At 69.3% G+C, this 18,023-nt stretch carries 15 protein-coding genes; 5 read left to right on the forward strand and 10 right to left on the reverse strand.

Annotated features, from left to right (window positions below):
- Positions 1–2: 2 nt before the first annotated feature.
- Together secD and yajC are read right to left on the reverse strand one after the other, a co-directional pair.
- Positions 3–1,904, reverse strand: coding sequence for a protein translocase subunit SecD (gene secD / locus U5O44_RS21915; protein WP_322590563.1), 1,902 nt, complete (start codon positions 1,902–1,904; stop codon positions 3–5).
- 36 nt (positions 1,905–1,940) lie between these two features.
- Positions 1,941–2,264 (reverse strand): preprotein translocase subunit YajC, encoded by a 324-nt coding sequence (gene yajC / locus U5O44_RS21920; RefSeq protein WP_322590564.1) that lies wholly within the window; start codon positions 2,262–2,264, stop codon positions 1,941–1,943.
- 135 nt (positions 2,265–2,399) lie between these two features.
- Between yajC and U5O44_RS21925 the strand changes: the two genes are divergently transcribed.
- Complete coding sequence (locus U5O44_RS21925) at positions 2,400–4,259, forward strand: putative bifunctional diguanylate cyclase/phosphodiesterase (RefSeq protein WP_322590565.1); 1,860 nt, start codon at positions 2,400–2,402, stop codon at positions 4,257–4,259.
- 13 nt (positions 4,260–4,272) lie between these two features.
- Here U5O44_RS21925 and U5O44_RS21930 read toward each other — a convergent pair whose 3' ends face one another.
- The 3 genes from U5O44_RS21930 to U5O44_RS21940 are packed head-to-tail and all read right to left on the reverse strand — an operon-like array spanning position 4,273 to position 6,936.
- Positions 4,273–6,345, reverse strand: a complete 2,073-nt coding sequence (locus U5O44_RS21930; protein ID WP_322590566.1) for an ATP-dependent helicase — start codon at positions 6,343–6,345, stop codon at positions 4,273–4,275.
- Between the two features lie 59 nt (positions 6,346–6,404).
- Entirely contained in the window at positions 6,405–6,698 is a 294-nt protein-coding gene (locus U5O44_RS21935) for a type II toxin-antitoxin system RelE family toxin (RefSeq protein WP_322590567.1), read from the reverse strand.
- Entirely contained in the window at positions 6,688–6,936 is a 249-nt protein-coding gene (locus tag U5O44_RS21940; protein WP_322590568.1) for a type II toxin-antitoxin system Phd/YefM family antitoxin, read from the reverse strand. The genes U5O44_RS21935 and U5O44_RS21940 overlap by 11 nt, the downstream gene beginning before the upstream one ends.
- Positions 6,937–7,015: 79 nt before the next feature.
- On the opposite strand from U5O44_RS21940, the gene U5O44_RS21945 reads away from it, so the two are divergent.
- Positions 7,016–7,267, forward strand: coding sequence for a VF530 family protein (locus U5O44_RS21945; protein WP_322590569.1), 252 nt, complete (start codon positions 7,016–7,018; stop codon positions 7,265–7,267).
- Positions 7,268–7,316: 49 nt separating this feature from the next.
- Here the strand turns inward: U5O44_RS21945 and U5O44_RS21950 are convergent, their stop codons facing one another.
- Together U5O44_RS21950 and U5O44_RS21955 are read right to left on the reverse strand one after the other, a co-directional pair.
- Positions 7,317–8,483, reverse strand: a complete 1,167-nt coding sequence (locus U5O44_RS21950; protein WP_322590570.1) for a benzoate/H(+) symporter BenE family transporter — start codon at positions 8,481–8,483, stop codon at positions 7,317–7,319.
- Positions 8,484–8,497: 14 nt separating this feature from the next.
- Positions 8,498–9,598: an aminoglycoside phosphotransferase family protein gene (locus U5O44_RS21955; RefSeq protein WP_322590571.1), complete on the reverse strand. Its 1,101-nt coding sequence runs from the start codon at positions 9,596–9,598 to the stop codon at positions 8,498–8,500.
- A gap of 55 nt (positions 9,599–9,653) precedes the next feature.
- Here U5O44_RS21955 and U5O44_RS21960 point away from each other — a divergent pair, with 55 nt between their 5' ends.
- The 3 genes from U5O44_RS21960 to rsmA are packed head-to-tail and all read left to right on the forward strand — an operon-like array spanning position 9,654 to position 14,341.
- Entirely contained in the window at positions 9,654–12,125 is a 2,472-nt protein-coding gene (locus tag U5O44_RS21960; protein ID WP_322590572.1) for an LPS-assembly protein LptD, read from the forward strand.
- Complete coding sequence (locus U5O44_RS21965; protein WP_322590573.1) at positions 12,122–13,489, forward strand: peptidylprolyl isomerase; 1,368 nt, start codon at positions 12,122–12,124, stop codon at positions 13,487–13,489. Before U5O44_RS21960 ends, U5O44_RS21965 begins: the two co-directional genes overlap by 4 nt.
- A 36-nt stretch (positions 13,490–13,525) precedes the next feature.
- Entirely contained in the window at positions 13,526–14,341 is an 816-nt protein-coding gene (gene rsmA, locus U5O44_RS21970; RefSeq protein WP_322590574.1) for a 16S rRNA (adenine(1518)-N(6)/adenine(1519)-N(6))-dimethyltransferase RsmA, read from the forward strand.
- Between the two features lie 227 nt (positions 14,342–14,568).
- Here the strand turns inward: rsmA and U5O44_RS21975 are convergent, their stop codons facing one another.
- From U5O44_RS21975 to U5O44_RS21985, 3 genes are all read right to left on the reverse strand, one after another.
- Positions 14,569–14,964 (reverse strand): barstar family protein, encoded by a 396-nt coding sequence (locus U5O44_RS21975; protein ID WP_322590575.1) that lies wholly within the window; start codon positions 14,962–14,964, stop codon positions 14,569–14,571.
- A gap of 38 nt (positions 14,965–15,002) precedes the next feature.
- On the reverse strand, positions 15,003–15,422 hold the full coding sequence (locus tag U5O44_RS21980) for a guanyl-specific ribonuclease (protein WP_322590766.1): 420 nt from the start codon (positions 15,420–15,422) through the stop codon (positions 15,003–15,005).
- 199 nt (positions 15,423–15,621) lie between these two features.
- The gene (locus U5O44_RS21985) at positions 15,622–17,916 is read right to left on the reverse strand and encodes an NADP-dependent malic enzyme (protein ID WP_322590576.1); all 2,295 of its coding nucleotides are present in this window, start codon (positions 17,914–17,916) and stop codon (positions 15,622–15,624) included.
- Between the last annotated feature and the right edge of the window lie 107 nt (positions 17,917–18,023).

An 18,023-nucleotide genomic window follows, 5' to 3' on the forward strand; every position in this document is an offset into this window, starting at 1 on the left:
TGTCAGGCCTTGGGGGTGGTGACGGTGACGGCCGAGGTGGTGCCCGGCTTGGGTGCCGGTTTCCAGACCTGCCCGATCGAGACGCCCTGCAACTTCTTCTTGCGCCCGTACCAGAGGTTGACCAGCCCGCGCGAGAAGAACACGGCCGAGAACATCGAGGTCAGGATGCCCAGGCAATGCACCACCGCGAAGCCGCGCACCGGCCCCGACCCGAAGGCCAGCAGCGCCACGCCGGCGATCAGGGTCGTGATGTTGGAGTCGAGAATCGTCGCGAAGGCCCGCTCGTAGCCCAGGTGGATGGCCATCTGCGGTGAAGTGCCCGCACGCAGTTCCTCGCGCACACGCTCGTTGATCAGCACGTTGGCGTCGATCGCCATGCCCAGCACCAGCGCGATGGCGGCGATGCCCGGCAAGGTCAGCGTGGCCTGCAGCATCGACAGCATCGCCACCAGCAGCAGCAGGTTCACCGCCAGCGCCAGCGTCGAGAACACGCCGAACAGCATGTAGTAGGCGCACATGAAGATGGCGATGGCGACGAATCCGTACAGCACGCTGTCGAAGCCCTTGGCGATGTTCTCGGCGCCCAGGCTCGGGCCGATCAGACGCTCCTCGATGATCTCCATCGGCGCCGCCAGCGAACCCGCACGCAGCAGCAGCGCGGTGTCGGCCGACTCCGTCGGCGTCATCGAGCCCGAGATCTGCACCCGCCCGCCGCCGATTTCCGAGCGGATCACCGGCGCGGTCACGACCTCGCCCTTGCCCTTCTCGAACAGCAGGATGGCCATGCGCTTGCCGATGCTCTCGCGCGTCACGTCGCGGAAGATGCGCGAGCCACGGGCGTCGAGCGAAAGGTGCACCGCCGGCTGCTGCGTCTCGTCGAAGCCGGCCTGGGCGTCGGTCAGGTTCTCGCCGGTCAGCACGACCTGGCGCTTGACGATGATGGGCACGCCGCCGCGCTCCATGAAACGCTCGGTGCCAAACGGGACCGGGCCACCGCCCGTCAATGCCGCCTGCGCTTCGGCGCTGTCGTCGACCATGCGGACTTCGAGCGTCGCGGTGCGGCCGATGATGTCCTTGGCCTTGGCCACGTCCTGCACGCCCGGCAGCTGCACGACCACGCGGTCCGCGCCCTGCTGCTGGATCACCGGCTCGGACACGCCCAGCTCGTTGATGCGGTTGTGCAGGGTGTTGATGTTCTGCGTCAGCGCCTGCTGCTGCACATTGCGCACGGCTTCGGGCTTGATGCGGCCCGTGAGCTTCGGCTCGGCCGGGTCGGTGCCTTCAGTCCAGAGCATGTCCGGCTGGGCTTCCGACAGGGCGATGCGGGCCTTGTCCAGCGTGTCGCGGTCGCGCAGGCGCACCTCGACCGTGTCGCCGCTGCGCTGGATGCCGCTGTGGCGGATCGACTTGTCGCGCAGCAGCGTGCGCACATCGGTGGACAGGGACTCGGTCTTCTTGGTCAGCGCGGCCGCCATGTCGACCTGCATCAGGAAATGCACGCCGCCACGCAGGTCCAGACCCAGGTACATCGGCAGCGCATGCAGGCTCGTCAGCCACTGCGGCGAGCGCGAGACCAGGTTCAGCGCGACGATGTACGACGCATCGGCCGGATCGGGGTTGAGCGCCTTGACGATGGCGTCCCGCGCCTTGAGCTGGGCGTCCGTGTCCGCCAGACGGGCCCGCACCGAGGTGCCTTCGAGCTGCACGAAATCCGGGGTCAGACCGGCGGAACGCACCGCCTGCTCCACCCGAGGCACCAGGCTGGCATCGACCTTGAGGGTGGCCCGGCCGCTGGAGACCTGCACGGCCGGCGCCTCGCCGAAGAAGTTGGGCAAGGTGTACAGCAGGCCCACCACCACGGAGATGGCGAGGATCAGGTACTTCCACCAGGGATAGCGATTCATCGTGCTGACCGGCCTGGAACAGGCGCGTTCTCTGGGTTATTTGATCGTGCCCTTGGGCAGAACCTGGACCACCGCGCTGCGCTGGAGCTGCACGACGACATTGCCGGCGACCTCGGCCGACACGTACTGCTCGTCCACCTTGGTGATGCGGGCCAGCAGCCCACCGGCGGTGATGACCTCGTCACCCTTGCCGAGCGCGTCGATCATGGCCTTGTGCTCCTTCTGCTTCTTCATCTGGGGGCGGATCATGATGAAGTACAGCACCACGAACATCAGCACCAGCGGCAGCATCTGCGTCAGGGACGACATGCCGCTCGGCGCGGCCGCCGCGGTCTGTGCGTAGGCATTGGAAATGAACACGTTCTAGCTCCTTGACGGGGAAGGAAAAGTTGTCAGACGAGACAAAGCGTCGGATTGTAGGGCCGCGGCACGGCGACCACCAAAGGCCAGGCCGCACGGGGATCAAGCCCACACCGGCCACTCCGATATCGCGTCATGGTTTCCTCTCCCCTGCCCCCCGCCACCGGATCGACAGCGTACCGCGTAGCCCCGCCGACCCTGGAAGCGCCCCGCGGCCATGCCGGCACCGCAGAGGGGGCCGCTCCACTGCGGGTGCTGCTGCAGGTCAGCAGCCCCTGGCGGGCCACGCTGGCCAGCGCTCTGCTGGACCACGGCCTGCAGCCCGTGCTGCCAGCCGAGGAGGGCCATGCGCCTGCGGACGTGGTGGTGCGCGAGTTCAGCAGCCGTCCGGGACCACGCCACACCCTGCGCATGCCGCCCACCACGTCCCGCCCGCTGATCGCCTGGCTGGACCTGCGCCCCGGTGACGACACGGCGGCCCTGCGGCACCGCGCGCTGGACGCAGGGGCGGTGTCGCTGGTGCAGGCCAGCCCCCAGCCGGACGAACTGGTCCGCGTCGCCGCCCACCTGGGCCGGCTGCGCCCGGGTCTCGCCGGCGACACCGACCCCACACTGCCGGCGCTGCATGCCCCGCTGGCCCGCGTGCTGAAGCAAGCCAGTGCGCAGGGCCAGCTCGGCGCCGTGCTGCTGCTCGGTCTGCAGCGCTTCGACGAGGTGGTGCTGACGCTCGGATCCCGGTTGCGCGATCCGCTGCAGCAGGCGATCGAACACCGCCTGCAGGTGGCACTGGTCGCGGTCGAGGCGCGCCACGCCGGTCGCCTGCGCGCGCAGCTGACCCGCCATGCGGACGGACTGGCCGTCATCGTCTCGCCGCTGCTGCGCTCGGCGGATGCGCAGGCGCTGGCCTGCGAGCTGCTGCAGCGGCTGGACGACCCCGTCGACCTCGGTGACCACCGGCTCGTGGTCGGCGGCCACGCCGGCGTGGCGGTGTTCCCGCACGACGGCCACCAGCCCGAGGTGCTCGTCCGACACGCCACGCTCGCGCTGCACGCCGCCCGTCGACAGGGCCGCAGCGGCTGCATCGTCTACGGCCCGACGCTGGGCCGCGGCGCCATGCGCCGGCTGCAGCTCGAAGGCGCGCTGCGCCGGGCACTGGCGCAGTCGGCGTTCACGCTGCAGTTCCAGCCCCAGGCCGACCTGCACACCGGCGCTCTCACCGGCGCCGAGGCGCTGCTGCGCTGGCACGACCGTGACCTCGGCCGGGTCGAGCCTTCCGAGTTCATCGCCGCCGCCGAGGACACCGGCCTCATCACGCGGATCGGCACCTGGGTGCTGCAGCACACCTGCCAGCAGATCCGTCTGTGGCGCGAACAAGGACTGGACGTGCCGCGCATCGCGGTGAACGTCTCGCGGCTGGAGCTGGTGCAACCGGGTTTTGTGGCCACCGTGCTGCAGACGCTGGTCGACCACGGCCTGCCCGGCGGCACGCTGACGCTGGAGCTGACCGAGCCAGCCCTGATGCACGACACCGAGCGCCTGGGCGAGCGGCTGCAGGCGCTGCGGGCCGCGGGCGTGCGCATTGCCGTGGACGACTTCGGCAGCGGCTATTCCTCGCTGGCGGGACTGAGCCGGCTGCCACTGGACGAGCTGAAGATCGACCGCGTCTTCCTCGCCACGCTGGAGGGCAACGGCGCCAAGGTGGCTGCCGCCGTCATCGGGCTGGGGCATTCGCTGGGGCTGCGGGTGCTGGCCGAGGGGGTGGAGCGCGAGGACCAGCTCGATTTCCTGCGCCGCCACGGCTGCGACGAGTTCCAGGGCCACCTGCTGTCGCACCCGCTGGATGCGGTCACGATGGGGCAGGTGCTGCGCCAGGCGCGCATCCAGCACCGCATGGTGATGGACCTGTCCCTGCCCACCGCGCACCACGAGCCGCCACGCCACGCCGGCATGACACCCTTTCCCAGCCTGCCCACGCTGCCGCTGGTCGACGCCTGAGCTTCGCCCCCGCTCAAGCCGGCGATGGCCCGGCGGCCTGCGCCGCCCGGGCAGCGAACGCCGCCCGCTGCGCTGCGATCCGGTCGCGCGGGTTCTGCTTGACGACCTGCTCGTCGAGCTTCATCTCCGCGATGAAGCGGCTCGGGAAGGCCCGCTTGATCTCCCGCCCGCGCTTTTGCCGCAGCAGCGTGCTGACCAGCAGCGTGCGCCGGGCGCGGGTGATGCCGACATACATCAGCCGGCGCTCCTCCTCCAGCCGCTCGGCCGTCATGTCTTCCTCGTCGCGCTTGAAGGGCAGCGTGCCCTCGTTGACCCCGACCAGGATGACGTGCGGCCACTCCAGCCCCTTGCTGGCGTGCAGCGTGGACAGGGTGACGAGGTTCTGGTCCTGCTCGCCGCGCTCGGCCAGGCTCAGGATCACGCTGATCGACTGCGCCACCTCCAGCACGCTCTTCTTCGTCGTCTCGACCTGCATCCCGCCGTCGTTGTCGATCTCGCCGCCGCAGCGCTTGGCCACCCAGTCGATGAAGTCGATCACGTTCGACCAGCGCGCCGCGGCGACCTTGGGGTTCTCCTCATTGTCGAGCAGGTGCTGCTCATAGCCGATGTCGGTCAGCCACTCCATCAGCATCGGCCGGGCCTCTTCCGCGCCGACGGTGTGGCGGGCGCGGTATTCGAGGTCGTTCACGTAGCGGCCGAACTCGTGCAGCGAGCCGATCGCCTTGGCGCTCAGCGCCGTGCCGAGCGACTCCTGGAACAGCGCCTCGAACAGGCTCACGCGCCATTTGCCGGCGAAGTCGCTCAGCGCGGCCAGCGTCGTGTGGCCGATGCCGCGCTTGGGCGTGGTCACGGCGCGCAGGAAGGCCGGGTCGTCGTCCTGGTTCACCAGCAGCCGCAGCCAGCCGCACAGGTCCTTGATCTCGGCGCGGTCGAAGAAGCTCTGGCCGCCCGAGACCTTGTAGGGAATCTGCGCCTTGCGCAAGGCCTCTTCGAGCTTGCGGCTCTGGTGGTTGGCGCGGTAGAGGATGGCGAAGTCCTTCCACTCGGTCGAGCCAGTGTGCTCGCCCGCCGTGTTGGCGCGGATGGCCATGATCCGGGTCACGGCACGCTCGGCCTCGTGCTCCTCTTGATCGGATTCGACCACCTTGACCGGCTCGCCCTCGCCCAGGTCGCTCCAGAGCTTCTTCTGGAAGATCTTGGGGTTGAGCGCGATGACGTTGTTCGCCGCCGTGAGGATGGCGCTGGTGGAGCGGTAGTTCTGCTCCAGCGGGATGACCTTGAGGTTGGGGTAGTCGAGCGGCAGGCGCTTGAGGTTCTCGATCGTCGCGCCGCGCCAGCCGTAGATGCTCTGGTCGTCGTCGCCCACTGCCGTGAAGATCCCGTCCTGGCCGACCAGCGCCTTGAGCAGGTCGTACTGGGTGGCGTTGGTGTCCTGGTATTCGTCGACGAGGACATGGCGCAGCTTGCGCTGCCACTTCAGGCGGGTTTCCTCGTCGGTCTGCAGCAGCTTCAGCGGCAGGCCGATCAGGTCGTCGAAGTCCACAGCCGAGTAGGCCGCGAGCCGCTCGTCGTAGAGCTTCATCACGCGGGCGGCGATGCGCTCATCGTCGTCCTGTGCGGCGGCCTCAGCCTGTTCGGCGGTCAGGCCGTTGTTCTTCCACAGGCTGATGGTCCACTGCCAGCTCCGGGCGAGCTTGGCGTCCGTCGTGCCGCCCGCATCGCGCAGCACGCCGAGCACGTCGTCCGCGTCGAGGATCGAGAACTTCGGCTTCAGGCCGAGCCGCTCGCCGTCCTCGCGCAGCAGCCGCACGCCGAGGCTGTGGAAGGTCGCGATCAGCAAGTCCTTCGACGCCCGCGCGCCCACCAGCGAGCGCGCCCGCTCGCGCATTTCCTGCGCGGCCTTGTTGGTGAAGGTGATGGCGCCGATCTGCGAGGGCGCGATGCCCTCCTGCAGCAGCCGGGCGATCTTGTGCGTGATGACCCGCGTCTTGCCCGAACCGGCGCCCGCGAGCACGAGGCAGGGGCTGTGCAGGTGGTAGACGGCCTGGAGCTGGGCGGGGTTGAGGGTGGAGGGGGCTTCGGCCATGGGGGACACGCCGGGCGGGCGCGGAATGGAGCAAGCGGGGGCGGATGATAGCGAGACCGTCACGCCCCCCGAAGACGCGCCCGCGCCACGTCGTACACCGCGTTCTTCTCCCGCTTGCCAACGGCCACCACCGTGACGGTGACCACCGCGTCCTCGACCGTGTACACCAGCCGATACCCCGACTGGCGCAGCTTGATCTTGTAGGCATCCGGCAGACCCGACAGGGCCGACGACGGGACGTGGGGCTGCTCCAGCCGCTCCTGCAGCTTCTTCTTGAACTGCGCCTGCAGCGTCCCATCCAGCTTGCGCCACTCCTTCAGCGCAGACGTGCGAAAGCGCAGCTCATAGGTCATCGAGCGACACCGGCACCGCGTCCTCCTGCATCCGCGCCTGGACGAGGCGGACCAGATCGACATCGTCGAGCGCCTCCATCAGCGCCTCGTAGGCGGCGGCCGGCACGCAGTAGAACGCCGGCTCGTTGCGGTTGAGGATGGCGATGGCGCGGCCTTCCCCGCTGGCCACCACCTTCATGGGGTTGACCTTCAGCTCGGAAATGCTGGCGGCCATGTCGGTCAGGATGGGATAGGGCATCGTGGCTCCAGAGTCGAGACCGGATTGTGATGCTGTCAACCAGTCTCGTAAAGGCAGCACAGACAGGCAGAATCCAGCGATGCACGATCCCGCCCCACCCGCCCAGCCCCGCAACCCGCTCCACGGACTGACCCTGGAACACATCGTCACCACGCTGGCCGACCACTACGGCTGGGACGGCTTGAACGCGCGCATCCCGGCGCGCTGCTTCGCCAGCAACCCGAGCGTCAAGTCGAGCCTGAAGTTCCTGCGGCAGACGCCGTGGGCGCGGGAGAAGGTGGAGGGGCTGTACCTCTACCTGCAGCGTGAGCTGCGGCGGACGGGACGGTGAGGCGGTGGGTGGGTTCCCGCTTTCGCGGGAATGACGGGGAAGGGCAGGATCAGCGGCGTGGGGTGGTGATCGCCACGCACACCGCCCCCGCCACCACGCCCCAGAACGCTGAGCCGATCCCCGCCATCGACAGCCCGCTGAGCGTGACGAGGAAGGTCACCAGCGCCGGTTCGCGCCAGCGCAGGTCGGCCATCGCCACCCCGAGCCCGCCGCCGATCGTGCCCAGCAGCGCAAAGCCGGCCACCGCCAGCACCAGCGCCTTCGGGAACGCGCCGATCAGCCCGGCCACCGCGCCCGCCGCCAGCCCGACGCCGAGGTAGAACACCCCCGCCATCACCGCCGAAGGCCAGCGCCGCGCCGGGTCTTCATGCGCCTCGCGGCTCATGCAGATCGACGCGGTGATCGCCGCCAGATTGAGCGCATAGCCGCCGAACGGCGCCAGCAGCAGCGTGGCCAGGCCCGTCGTGGCGATGACCGGGGAGACCGGCGTGTCGTAGCCGGCGGCGCGCTGGGCAGCGACACCGGGCAGGTTCTGCGACGCCATCGTCACCACGAACAGCGGCAGCGCCACGCCGAACAGCCCGCGCAGCGTGAACACGGGCGCCGTCCACACCGGCGTGCCGAGTCGCCAGTCCACCGTGTCCAGGTGCAGCCGCCCCAGCGCCCACGCCACGCCCAGCCCCACCGCCAGCACCCCCGGCACCGCGTAACGCGGCCAGAACCGGCGCCCGAACAGGTAGGCCAGGAACATCGCCCCGACCAGCCCCGGGTCACCCGGCATCGCCCCGAACGCATCCAGCGCGAAGCGCGCCAGCACGCCGCCGAGCAGCCCGGCGGCCAGCGGCTGCGGAATGCGGTCCATCACGCGGGCGAACAGGCCAGTCAGGCCCGACAGCGTGATGAGCACCGCGCTGACGATGAAGCCGCCGATCGCCTCGGGCATCGTCACGCCGGCCGCCGCGCTCACCAGCATCGCCGCCCCCGGCGTCGCCCAGGCGGTGAGCACCGGGCGGCGGTACCAGACGCTCAGGCCGATGCTGGTCAGCCCGGTGCCGACGCAGATCGACCAGATCCACGACGTGACCTGCGCCGGGGTGGCGCCCAGCGCCTGCGCAGCCTGGAAGACGACCACGATCGAGCTGGTCACGCCGACCAGCATCGCCACGAAGCCGGCCACGACGGCGGACAGCGACAGGTCGCGCCGGAAGCTCCGCACGGGGACGTCCCGGCTCAGAACGTGTAGCCCGTCTTGACCTCGACGTTCTCCAGCGCCTCCAGCAGCCGCGACAGCGGACGCAGCACCGAGTAGCGCGAGGCGACGTGGTGGGCGTTGCGCCAGACCAGAGGGATGTCCTTGAGGTAGCCGTCCTTGCCGTCGCGGTGGTAGAGCCGCGAGAAGATGCCCAGCACCTTCAGGTGGCGCTGCAGGCCCATCCATTCGTAGTCGCGCCAGAAGGTACCAAAGTCGTCCGACACCGGCAGACCGGCCTTGCGTGCCCGCTCCCAGTAGCGCACGGCCCAGTCGATCTGGATGGATTCGTCCCACTCGATGTAGGCGTCGCGCAGCAGCGAGACCACGTCATACGTCACCGGCCCCCACACCGCGTCCTGGAAATCGAGCACGCCCGGCACGGCCGGATCGGCGCCGACCATCAGGTTGCGGCTGTGGAAATCGCGGTGGACCAGCACGCAGGGCTGCGCCTCGCAGACGCGCTGAATGGTCTGCAGCGCCTCGTCGAGCACCTGCTGCTGCGTGCTGTCGAGCGTGAACTGGCGGTGGCGGCCGATGTACCACTCGGGGAAGAGGTCCAGCTCGCGGCGCAGCAGCGCGGCGTCGTAGGCGGGCACCTGGCCCTGGGCGGGGATCTGCTGCAGCCGCACCAGCGTGTCGAGCGCGCCGCGGTAGTGCGCGTCCGCGACCTTCAGACCGGCAGCAGTGCCGAAGTCCTGCGCCTGCAGCTCGGCCAGCAGCGTGCGCTCGCCGAGGTCGGTCAGCAGCAGGAAACCCTGCGCCTCGTCCCAGGCCAGCACCTCGGGGGCGTTCAGCCCGCCCTGGCGCAGCAGGCCGGCGATCTGCACGAAGGGCCGGCAGTCCTCGCGATCGGGCGGCGCGTCCATGACGATGCGCGCTGCCTCGCCACGGGCGCTGTCCACGCGGAAATAGCGGCGAAAGCTCGCGTCGGCGCTGGCCGGGCGCAGGCTCTCGGGGCGCAGCCCGTGGGCGTCGGCCTGCGTGGCCAGCCAGGTGTCGAACGCGGCGCGGCGCTGGTCGTCGGGCCAGGGGATGGAGGTCGAGGCGTCAGCAGGGGTCACGGGGGCATCTCGGGGCATGAAATAATCGATCGATTCTAGCGAGCCGCCCCCTGCGGGCGCCCCACAGCCTTCCGTGCCGAACCGCCCTTCCCCTGCCGACCTCCGCCGCTCCCGGTCACGCCGCACCGGCCCGCTGGCGCTGCTGCAGGCGCTGGTGTGGGCAGTGACGCTGGTGCCAGCCGCCGCCACGGCGCAGTCCTGCCCGAGCCCGGTGCCGGACTGGGCCCTGCAGGGGCTGCGGCTGCCCGTGGTCACCCGCGACCATGCGGGGGCCGAGCCCCTTCCCCCCGACGATGACCGCATCTACCTGGAAGCGGACCGGCTCAGCGGCCAGACCAGCGAGTCCCTGATCGCCGACGGCCGTGCCCAACTGCGCCGCGGCCTGCTGAGCCTGCAGGCCGAGCACCTCGAATACCGCCAGCAGGACGACCGCGTGAAGGCCACCGGGCAGGTGCTGCTGGTGCGCGGCGACGACCTCTACCAGGGCAGCGAGCTGACCCTGAACACGGAGCACCAGGAGGGTTACTTCCTGGAACCCCGTTTCTACCTCGGCCGCAACCAGGCCGGCGGGCGGGCCGAGCGGGTGGATTTCATCGGCAAGAACCGGATGGTGGTGCGCGGCGCGGCCTACAGCAGCTGCGAGCTGGTCGACGGCCAGACCCCGCCGTGGGTGCTGACCACCCGGCGCGTGCGGCTGGACTTCGATGCCAATGAGGGCGTGGCCGAAGGGGCGGTGCTGCGCTTCTACGGCGTGCCGATCCTGGCGGCACCGGTGCTGAGCTTTCCGGTGACGGATGCGCGCAAGTCGGGCTGGCTGCCGCCGCTGATCACCACGTCGAGCAACAGCGGCGTAGGCCTGTCGGTGCCCTATTACTGGAACATCGCGCCCGAGCTGGACGCCACGCTCACGCCCACCCTGCTGAGCAAGCGCGGCGCCGGGCTGGACACGGAGCTGCGCTATCTGCAGCCGCGCTGGCGGGGCGAGGTCAACGGCTTCTGGCTGCCCAACGACCTGACGACCGGCGGCAGCCGCTGGGCAGCGCGCTGGACCCAGCGTGGCGACCTGCCCCGCGACCTGCGCTACGACTGGCATCTGCTGCGCGTCTCCGACGACAACTACTGGAAAGACGGCTTCCAGGGTGCCGAATCGCTGACGCCGCGCCTGCTGTCCAGCACGGCCCAGGCCCGCCAGCGCCGCCTGCTGCAGGTGCGCGGACTGGGCGCAGTCGAGCAGCAGCTCTATGCGCGCCTGCAGCAGTGGCAGGTGCTGCAGGACAGCGACCCCGCCGCGCGCATCGACGCCCCCTACCAGCGCACGCCCCAGCTCGGCGCACTCTGGACCGGCCGGGGCGGGCCGCTGCAGTGGTCGTTGCAGACCGAGTTCAACCACTTCACCCACACCGACCCGGCCCGCACCGGCGGCAGCCGTGCCCATGCGCTGGGCCAGGTGGCGCTGCCGCTGGGGGACGAAGGCTGGCGGGTCACCCCCAGGGCCAGCGTCAATGCCGCCGGCTACCAGGTCGACCAGCCCCTCAGCGACGGCCGGACCCGCGCCAGCCGGGTGATCCCCGGGCTGAGCCTGGACAGCGCCTGGTCGCTGGACCGCGAGACCCGCGGCTTCGGCCGCGACCTGACACAGACGCTGGAGCCCCGGCTGCTCTACGCCTACACGCCCTGGCGCGACCAGTCGGCATTGCCGAACTTCGACAGCGCTGCCCTCGATTTCAACGCTACCACGGTGTTTTCGGAAAACGTCTTCTCGGGCGTCGACCGGGTCTCGGACGCCCACCAGATCACCGGCGGCCTGACCACGCGCTACCTCGACCGCCGCAGCGGCGCCGAGCTGGCACGGCTGGGCGTGGCACAGCGCTACCGGCTCGCCGACCAGCGCATCACCGCCGACGGCGACACGGCCACCAGCCGCTTCTCGGACGTGCTGGTGCAAGGCTCCATCACCGCCATCCCGAACTGGACGCTCGACAGCTCGCTGCAGTTCAACCCCGACTCCGACCGCGTGGTGCGCACCATCACCAGCGTGCGCTACGCCCCCGGGCCCCTGCGCACGCTCTACGCCAGCCACCGGCTCAAGCGCGGCGCCAGCGAGCAGCTCGCACTCGGCTGGCAGTGGCCGATCGACGGACTGCTGACCCCGCTGGCCCGGCTGGTCGACGGGCAGGCCGTGCGCAGCAGCCGTGCCGATGCCACCGCGTGCGAAGGGCGCCTGTATGGCGTCGGCGCACTCGACTACAGCCTGAAGGACCGGCGCATCAGCGGTGCCATCGTCGGCTTCGAATACGATGCCGGCTGCTGGATCGGTCGCGTGGTGGCCCGGCGGCAGTCCACCAGCCTGCAGGCGGCGTCGACACAGCTGATGGTGCAGCTGGAGCTGGTGGGCCTGTCTCGCCTCAATGCAGGCACCAATCCGCTGACGGTCTTGAAGGACAATATCCCCGGCTACCAGTTGCTGCGCGACCCGCGGGCCGCCGGCACATCCGCCACTGCCGACCACCCATCCGCCACCGGCGGTGACACCCACACCCCATGACCGAGCTGCTGACACTGTCCCCCGACGCGCGTGCCGCGCACTCCGCCTCGACGACATGGCGCCACCGTCAGGCACTGGCCGTGGTGTTGCTGGCGGCCAGCCTGTTGCTCCCGTCTCTGGAGGCGCTGGCCCAGTCCGCCCGCCGCAGTGGCGACTACATCGTCGCCGTGGTCAACCAGGAGCTGGTCACCAACAGCGAAGTGCAGCAGCGCCTGCAGCGCGCCGAGCAGGATGCCGCCAGCAGCAACACACGCCTGCCCGACCGCGACACGCTGATGCGCGAACTGCTCGACCAGCTGATCGACGAACGGGCCCAGCTCGGCGCTGCCCGGGACGGCGGCGTGCGGGTGGACGAGGCGGAAATCGACCGCGCCGTCTCCAATGTCGCGGCGCAGAACCAGATCACCGTGGCGCAGCTGCGCGAGCGCCTGCGCAGCGAGGGCCTCGACTACGTCCGTTTCCGCAACACCCTGCGCGACCAGATCCTGCTGGAGCGCATCCGCGAGCGCGAGGTGCAGAGCCGCATCCGCATCACCGACGCCGACATCGAGGGCTGGCTGACCCAGCAGCGCGAGAAGAACGGCGCCGCCACCGAATACAACATCGCCCAGATCCTGCTGTCCGTGCCGGAAAACGCCGCCCCGGCCATCGCCACCCAGCGCCGCCAGCAGGGCGTGGCGCTGCTGCAGCGCCTGCGCTCTGGAGAGGACTTCGCGGCCCTGGTCCGTGAAGCCTCCGATGGCAGCAAGGAGCGCGGCGGCGAGCTGGGCCTGCGCCGCGCCGACAAGCTGCCGGACCTGTTCGTCGAAGCGGTCGGGCCGCTGCGCGTGGGCGAAGTGGCGCCGCAGGTGCTGCGCTCTGGAGCGGGTTTCCATCTGCTCAAGCTGATCGATCGCCGTGAGGCAGCCCTGACGGTGCAGCAGCAGCGCGCGCGCCACATCCTGCTGCGCCCGGGCCCGAAGCTGACGCAGGAGACCATCGTGCGCCGCCTGAGCGGCTACAAGCGCCAGATCGAGGCGGGTACCGCCAAGTTCGAGGACCTGGCCCGTCAGCACTCGGAAGACGGCAGCGCGGCCAATGGCGGCGATCTGGGCTGGGCCTCGCCGGGCCAGTTCGTGCCGGAGTTCGAGCAGGCGCTGTCGATGCTGCGCCCCGGTGCGATCGCCGCTCCGGTGGTGTCGCGCTTCGGCGTGCACCTGATCCAGTTGCTGGAGCGCCGCGAGCAGCGCCTGGATGCGCGCGAACAGCGCGAGATGGCCCGCGCCGCCCTGCGCGAACAGAAGGCCGATGATGCCTACACGGACTGGGCGCGCGAGGTACGCGCCCGTGCCTATGTCGAACTGCGCGACCCGCCCGGTCAGTGATGGCCGGTCAGTGATCCCCACACGAGTCCCACCCCTTTGAAACACATTCCCCGCAAGCGCTTCGGCCAGCATTTCCTCACCGACGGCGCCGTGCTGCTGGCCATCGTGCGGGCCATCGATCCACGGCCCGGCGAGGCGCTGGTCGAGATCGGCCCGGGCATGGGGGCGATGACCGACCCGATCGTCGAACGCTGCGAGCACCTGACGGTGGTCGAACTCGACCGCGATCTGGCCGCCCGGCTGCGCAAGCGCCCCGAGCTGACGGTGATCGAGTCCGACGTGCTGAAAGTCGACTTCCGCGAGGTGGCACGCCTGGCGCGCGCCACCTACGGCGAGGCGCACAAGCTGCGCGTGGTCGGCAACCTGCCCTACAACATCTCCAGCCCGATCCTGTTCCACCTGCTCGACTTCGTCGACGTGGTGGAGGACCAGCACTTCATGCTGCAGAAGGAAGTCGTCGAACGGATGGCGGCCTCGCCGGGCAAGAAGGACTTCGGCCGGCTGTCGGTGATGCTGCAGTGGCGCTACGACATCGAGTCCCTGATCGACGTGCCGCCGGAGTGCTTCGATCCGCCGCCGCGGGTGGATTCGGCCGTCGTGCGCATGACGCCGCTGCGCGATGCGCCTGCGGTGGACGTGGCGCTGCTGGGCGAGCTGGTGGCGGTGGCGTTCTCGCAGCGCCGCAAGATGCTGCGCAACACGCTGGGCCACTGGCTGCACGAGCGCTGTGGCGACGATGTGCCGGCGTTCGATCTGCAGCGCCGCGCCGAAGAGGTGCCGGTGGCCGACTACGTGGCGCTGGTGAGCGCCGTGGGTCAGCGCGACGCCGCACGACAGGCGAAGGCTCCATGAAACAAGCCCGCACAGGGCGGGCTTGTCGGGGGCGTCAGGGACGCCGTGGCATGCAGTCCGAGTTGGTCATGCGGCCGCGAGGGCCGATGTGTCGAACGCGCTGCTCATCACCGGCATGTGCGGCGCAAAAGCAGGCGCAGCGTTCTTGCTCGGTTTCGGTGGCGGCTTCACAGGTTCCGCCGGGGCTCCATCCGCCCGCTCCCATTGCCCTTGGTCCTGGGAGCGGGCTACTGAAAAGAATAGAAACATCGGAAGGGTATCTTCCGTTCTCCCCAGTAGTCAGCGGCATCGCGGAACACGTCGAGCAGCTGCTCGCGGGCCTCGCGGTCGAACTTGGCGTTGTCCGGCAACTGTTCCAGCACCACGACGAAGCCTGCCTGCGCGCCGGACTTGTTGACCAGATCGGTCATACAGTCGTAGAGCGCGTCAAGGTTCTTGCCGAAGTGGGCCGGGAACAGGAACGCCTTGGCAATCGACTCCAGCACTTCCGGTTTGGAAGACGCCTCGGCCAGATTGGCGTAGAGAAAGTGGTGGCCCAGGTCTTGGGCCGCCGACATGAGGTCGTCCACACGGAAGGCGCGGATGGCCTGCACGATGTTCGGACGCACGGTCTGCATAAGCATGGTGGATGGTCCCTTGGGGCTCTCGATCCTCGTCGAAGTCACGGTGCGATGCGGCGAAAGCTCGCGTAGTGGTCCTGCGTGTAATAACAAACATCCGGGGTCGTCGGCTCGCGCCCACCGCAGACAATGCGCCGCGCTCCCCGGGTGCGCGAACCTGCGGTCGGGACGGTGTACTCTCTGTAGTATCCTCGGGTCTCTCGCGGCAGATGCCGTTCGCGATTGCCGAACACCGAGCCGTCCTTGCTCGGATATCGGAACGGTCCTCCGGACAGAATCCGTCGGTGAATGTCAGCAGCCTCCGATGGCAGTTCGGAGAGCCTGACGGACCCGCTCTGCAGACCCACTGCTTCGGGTTCGCTCCGAGCCTGCACCAGTTCCGGCGTTCCGAGCCAAGTGCCCAGCACGACAGCACCCAGCACAACGGCCTTGGTGGCGGCCAAGACGAGCCGCCTGCCCATCCCCCTGACCAGATCTACCACGGGTTTTCCTGAATTCTGAAGGGGGCGATGGTACCGAATCAGGGCGCCAAGCTCAAGGGTTTGCCTCAATTTTCAGCAGAAGATCAGGGCCATCCACACAGCGCACACGCAAGTAAGCGGGTACAAACTCCTGGTGGAGGCCTTGTTGTGCCGACTCGGGTCGGCACGCACGGTGTCTTCAGCGCACCGCGTTGGCGTCCGCCACCGTCAGCGCCGTCATGTTGACGATGCGCCGCACGGTCGCCGACGGCGTCAGCACATGCACAGGCTTGGCGGCCCCCAGCAGCACCGGGCCGATCGCGATGCCCCCGCCCGCGGCGGTCTTCAGCAGGTTGTAGCTGATGTTGGCTGCGTCGATGTTGGGCAGCACCAGCAGATTGGCTTCGCCCTGCAGCGTGCAACGCGGCATCAGTTCGGCGCGGTAGTCGGGATCGAGCGCCGTGTCGCCGTGCATTTCACCGTCCACTTCCAGCCACGGCGCCTGCACACGCAGCAGCGCCAGCGTGTTGCGCATCTTCACCGCCGAGGGCTGGTTGCTGGATCCGAAGTTCGAGTGCGACAGCAGCGCCGCCTTCGGCTTCAGACCGAAGCGGCGCATCTCCTCGGCCGCGAGGATGGTGATCTCGCAGAGCTGCTCGGCGGTCGGATCGTAGTTGACATGGGTGTCGACGAGGAAGACCTGACGGCCAGGCAGCACCAGCCCGTTCATGCAGGCGTAGGTGTTGACCCCCTGGCGGCGGCCGATGACCTGGTCGATGTACTGCAGGTGGTACGACGTGGAACTCCAGGTGCCGCAGATCATGCCGTCCGCCTCGCCGGTGTGCAGCAGCATCGAGGCGATCAGCGTCATGCGCCGGCGCATCTCGATCTTGGCCAGCTGCTCGGTCACGCCCTGGCGGTCGGTCATCGCGTGGTACAGCTCCCAGAAGCGGCGGTAGCGCGCATCGTCGTCGATGTTGACGATCTCGTAGTCGCGGCCTTCCTCCAGGCGCAGACCGAGCTTGTCGATGCGGGTGCGGATGACGCTGCCGCGGCCGACCAGCACCGGGAACGCCAGACCTTCATCCACCACCACCTGCACCGCACGCAGCACGCGGCGGTCTTCGCCCTCGGCATAGGCCACGCGGCGGGCCTTGGCGCGCTTGGCCACGGCGTAGATCGGCTTCATCACCGTGCCGGCGGCGTAGACGAAGGCCCGCAGCTTCTCGACATAGGCGTCCATGTCGGCGATCGGGCGCGAGGCCACGCCGCACTCGACCGCGGCCCGGGCCACCGCCGGCGCGATCTGCATCATCAGGCGCGGGTCGAACGGCTTCGGGATCAGGTACTCGGGGCCGAACGACAGCGTCGCGCCACCGTAGGCCGCCGCGACCACGTCGTTCTGCTCCGCCTGCGCCAGCTCGGCGATGGCGCGCACCGCGGCGATCTCCATTTCATCGGTGATCGTCGTCGCGCCGCAGTCCAGCGCGCCACGGAAGATGTAGGGGAAGCACAGGACGTTGTTGACCTGGTTCGGGTAGTCGGTGCGGCCGGTGGCCATGATGGCGTCGTCGCGCACCGCCTTGACCTCCTCCGGCATGATCTCCGGCGTCGGGTTGGCCAGCGCGAAGATCAGCGGATTCGCCGCCATCGTCGCCACCATGTCAGCCTTGAGCACGCCGCCCGCCGACAGGCCCAGGAAGATGTCCGCGCCGACGATGGCCTCGCGCAGCGTGCGCTGCTCGGTCACCTGCGCGAACTCGGCCTTGTCCGGGTCCATCAGCTCGGTGCGCCCCTGGTAGACCACGCCCACGAGGTCCGTCACCCAGATGTTCTCGCGCGGCAGGCCCATCTTGACCAGCAGGTTCAGGCACGCCAGCGCCGCCGCCCCCGCGCCCGAGGACACCAGCTTGACCTGCTTGATGTCCTTGCCATTGACCTTCAGCCCGTTGAGCAGGGCGGCGCCGACGACGATCGCCGTGCCGTGCTGGTCGTCGTGGAACACGGGGATCTTCATGCGCTCGCGCAGCTTGCGCTCAACGTAGAAGCAGTCCGGCGCCTTGATGTCTTCGAGGTTGATGCCCCCGAAGGTCGGCTCCAGCGCGGCGATGATGTCCACCAGCTTGTCGAGGTTGTTCTCGGCGATCTCCAGGTCGAACACGTCGATGCCGGCGAACTTCTTGAACAGCACCGCCTTGCCTTCCATCACCGGCTTGGACGCCAGCGGCCCGATGTTGCCCAGGCCCAGCACCGCAGTCCCGTTGGTCACCACGGCGACCAGGTTGCCGCGCGAGGTGTAGCGGAACGCATTCGCCGGGTCATCGACGATCTCCTCGCAGGCGGCAGCCACGCCCGGCGAATACGCCAGCGCCAGATCGCGCTGGTTGACGAGCTGCTTGGTCGGCGCGATGGCGATCTTGCCCGGTGTCGGGAACTCGTGGTATTCGAGTGCCGCGCGGCGCAGTTCGGCTTGTTTCTGTTCGGAGGTGGTCATGGGCTGGGAGTGCGAGATCGGCAAACGATCGGCTGGAGGCCGGGCTGGCGATTGTAGGAAGGCGGCAGACCCTTTGTGCGCTCGTGGCTACCCTGTCGCGACATGGG

It is taken from the genome of Sphaerotilus sp. (genome assembly GCF_034519685.1).
Lineage (GTDB): Bacteria > Pseudomonadota > Gammaproteobacteria > Burkholderiales > Burkholderiaceae_C > Sphaerotilus.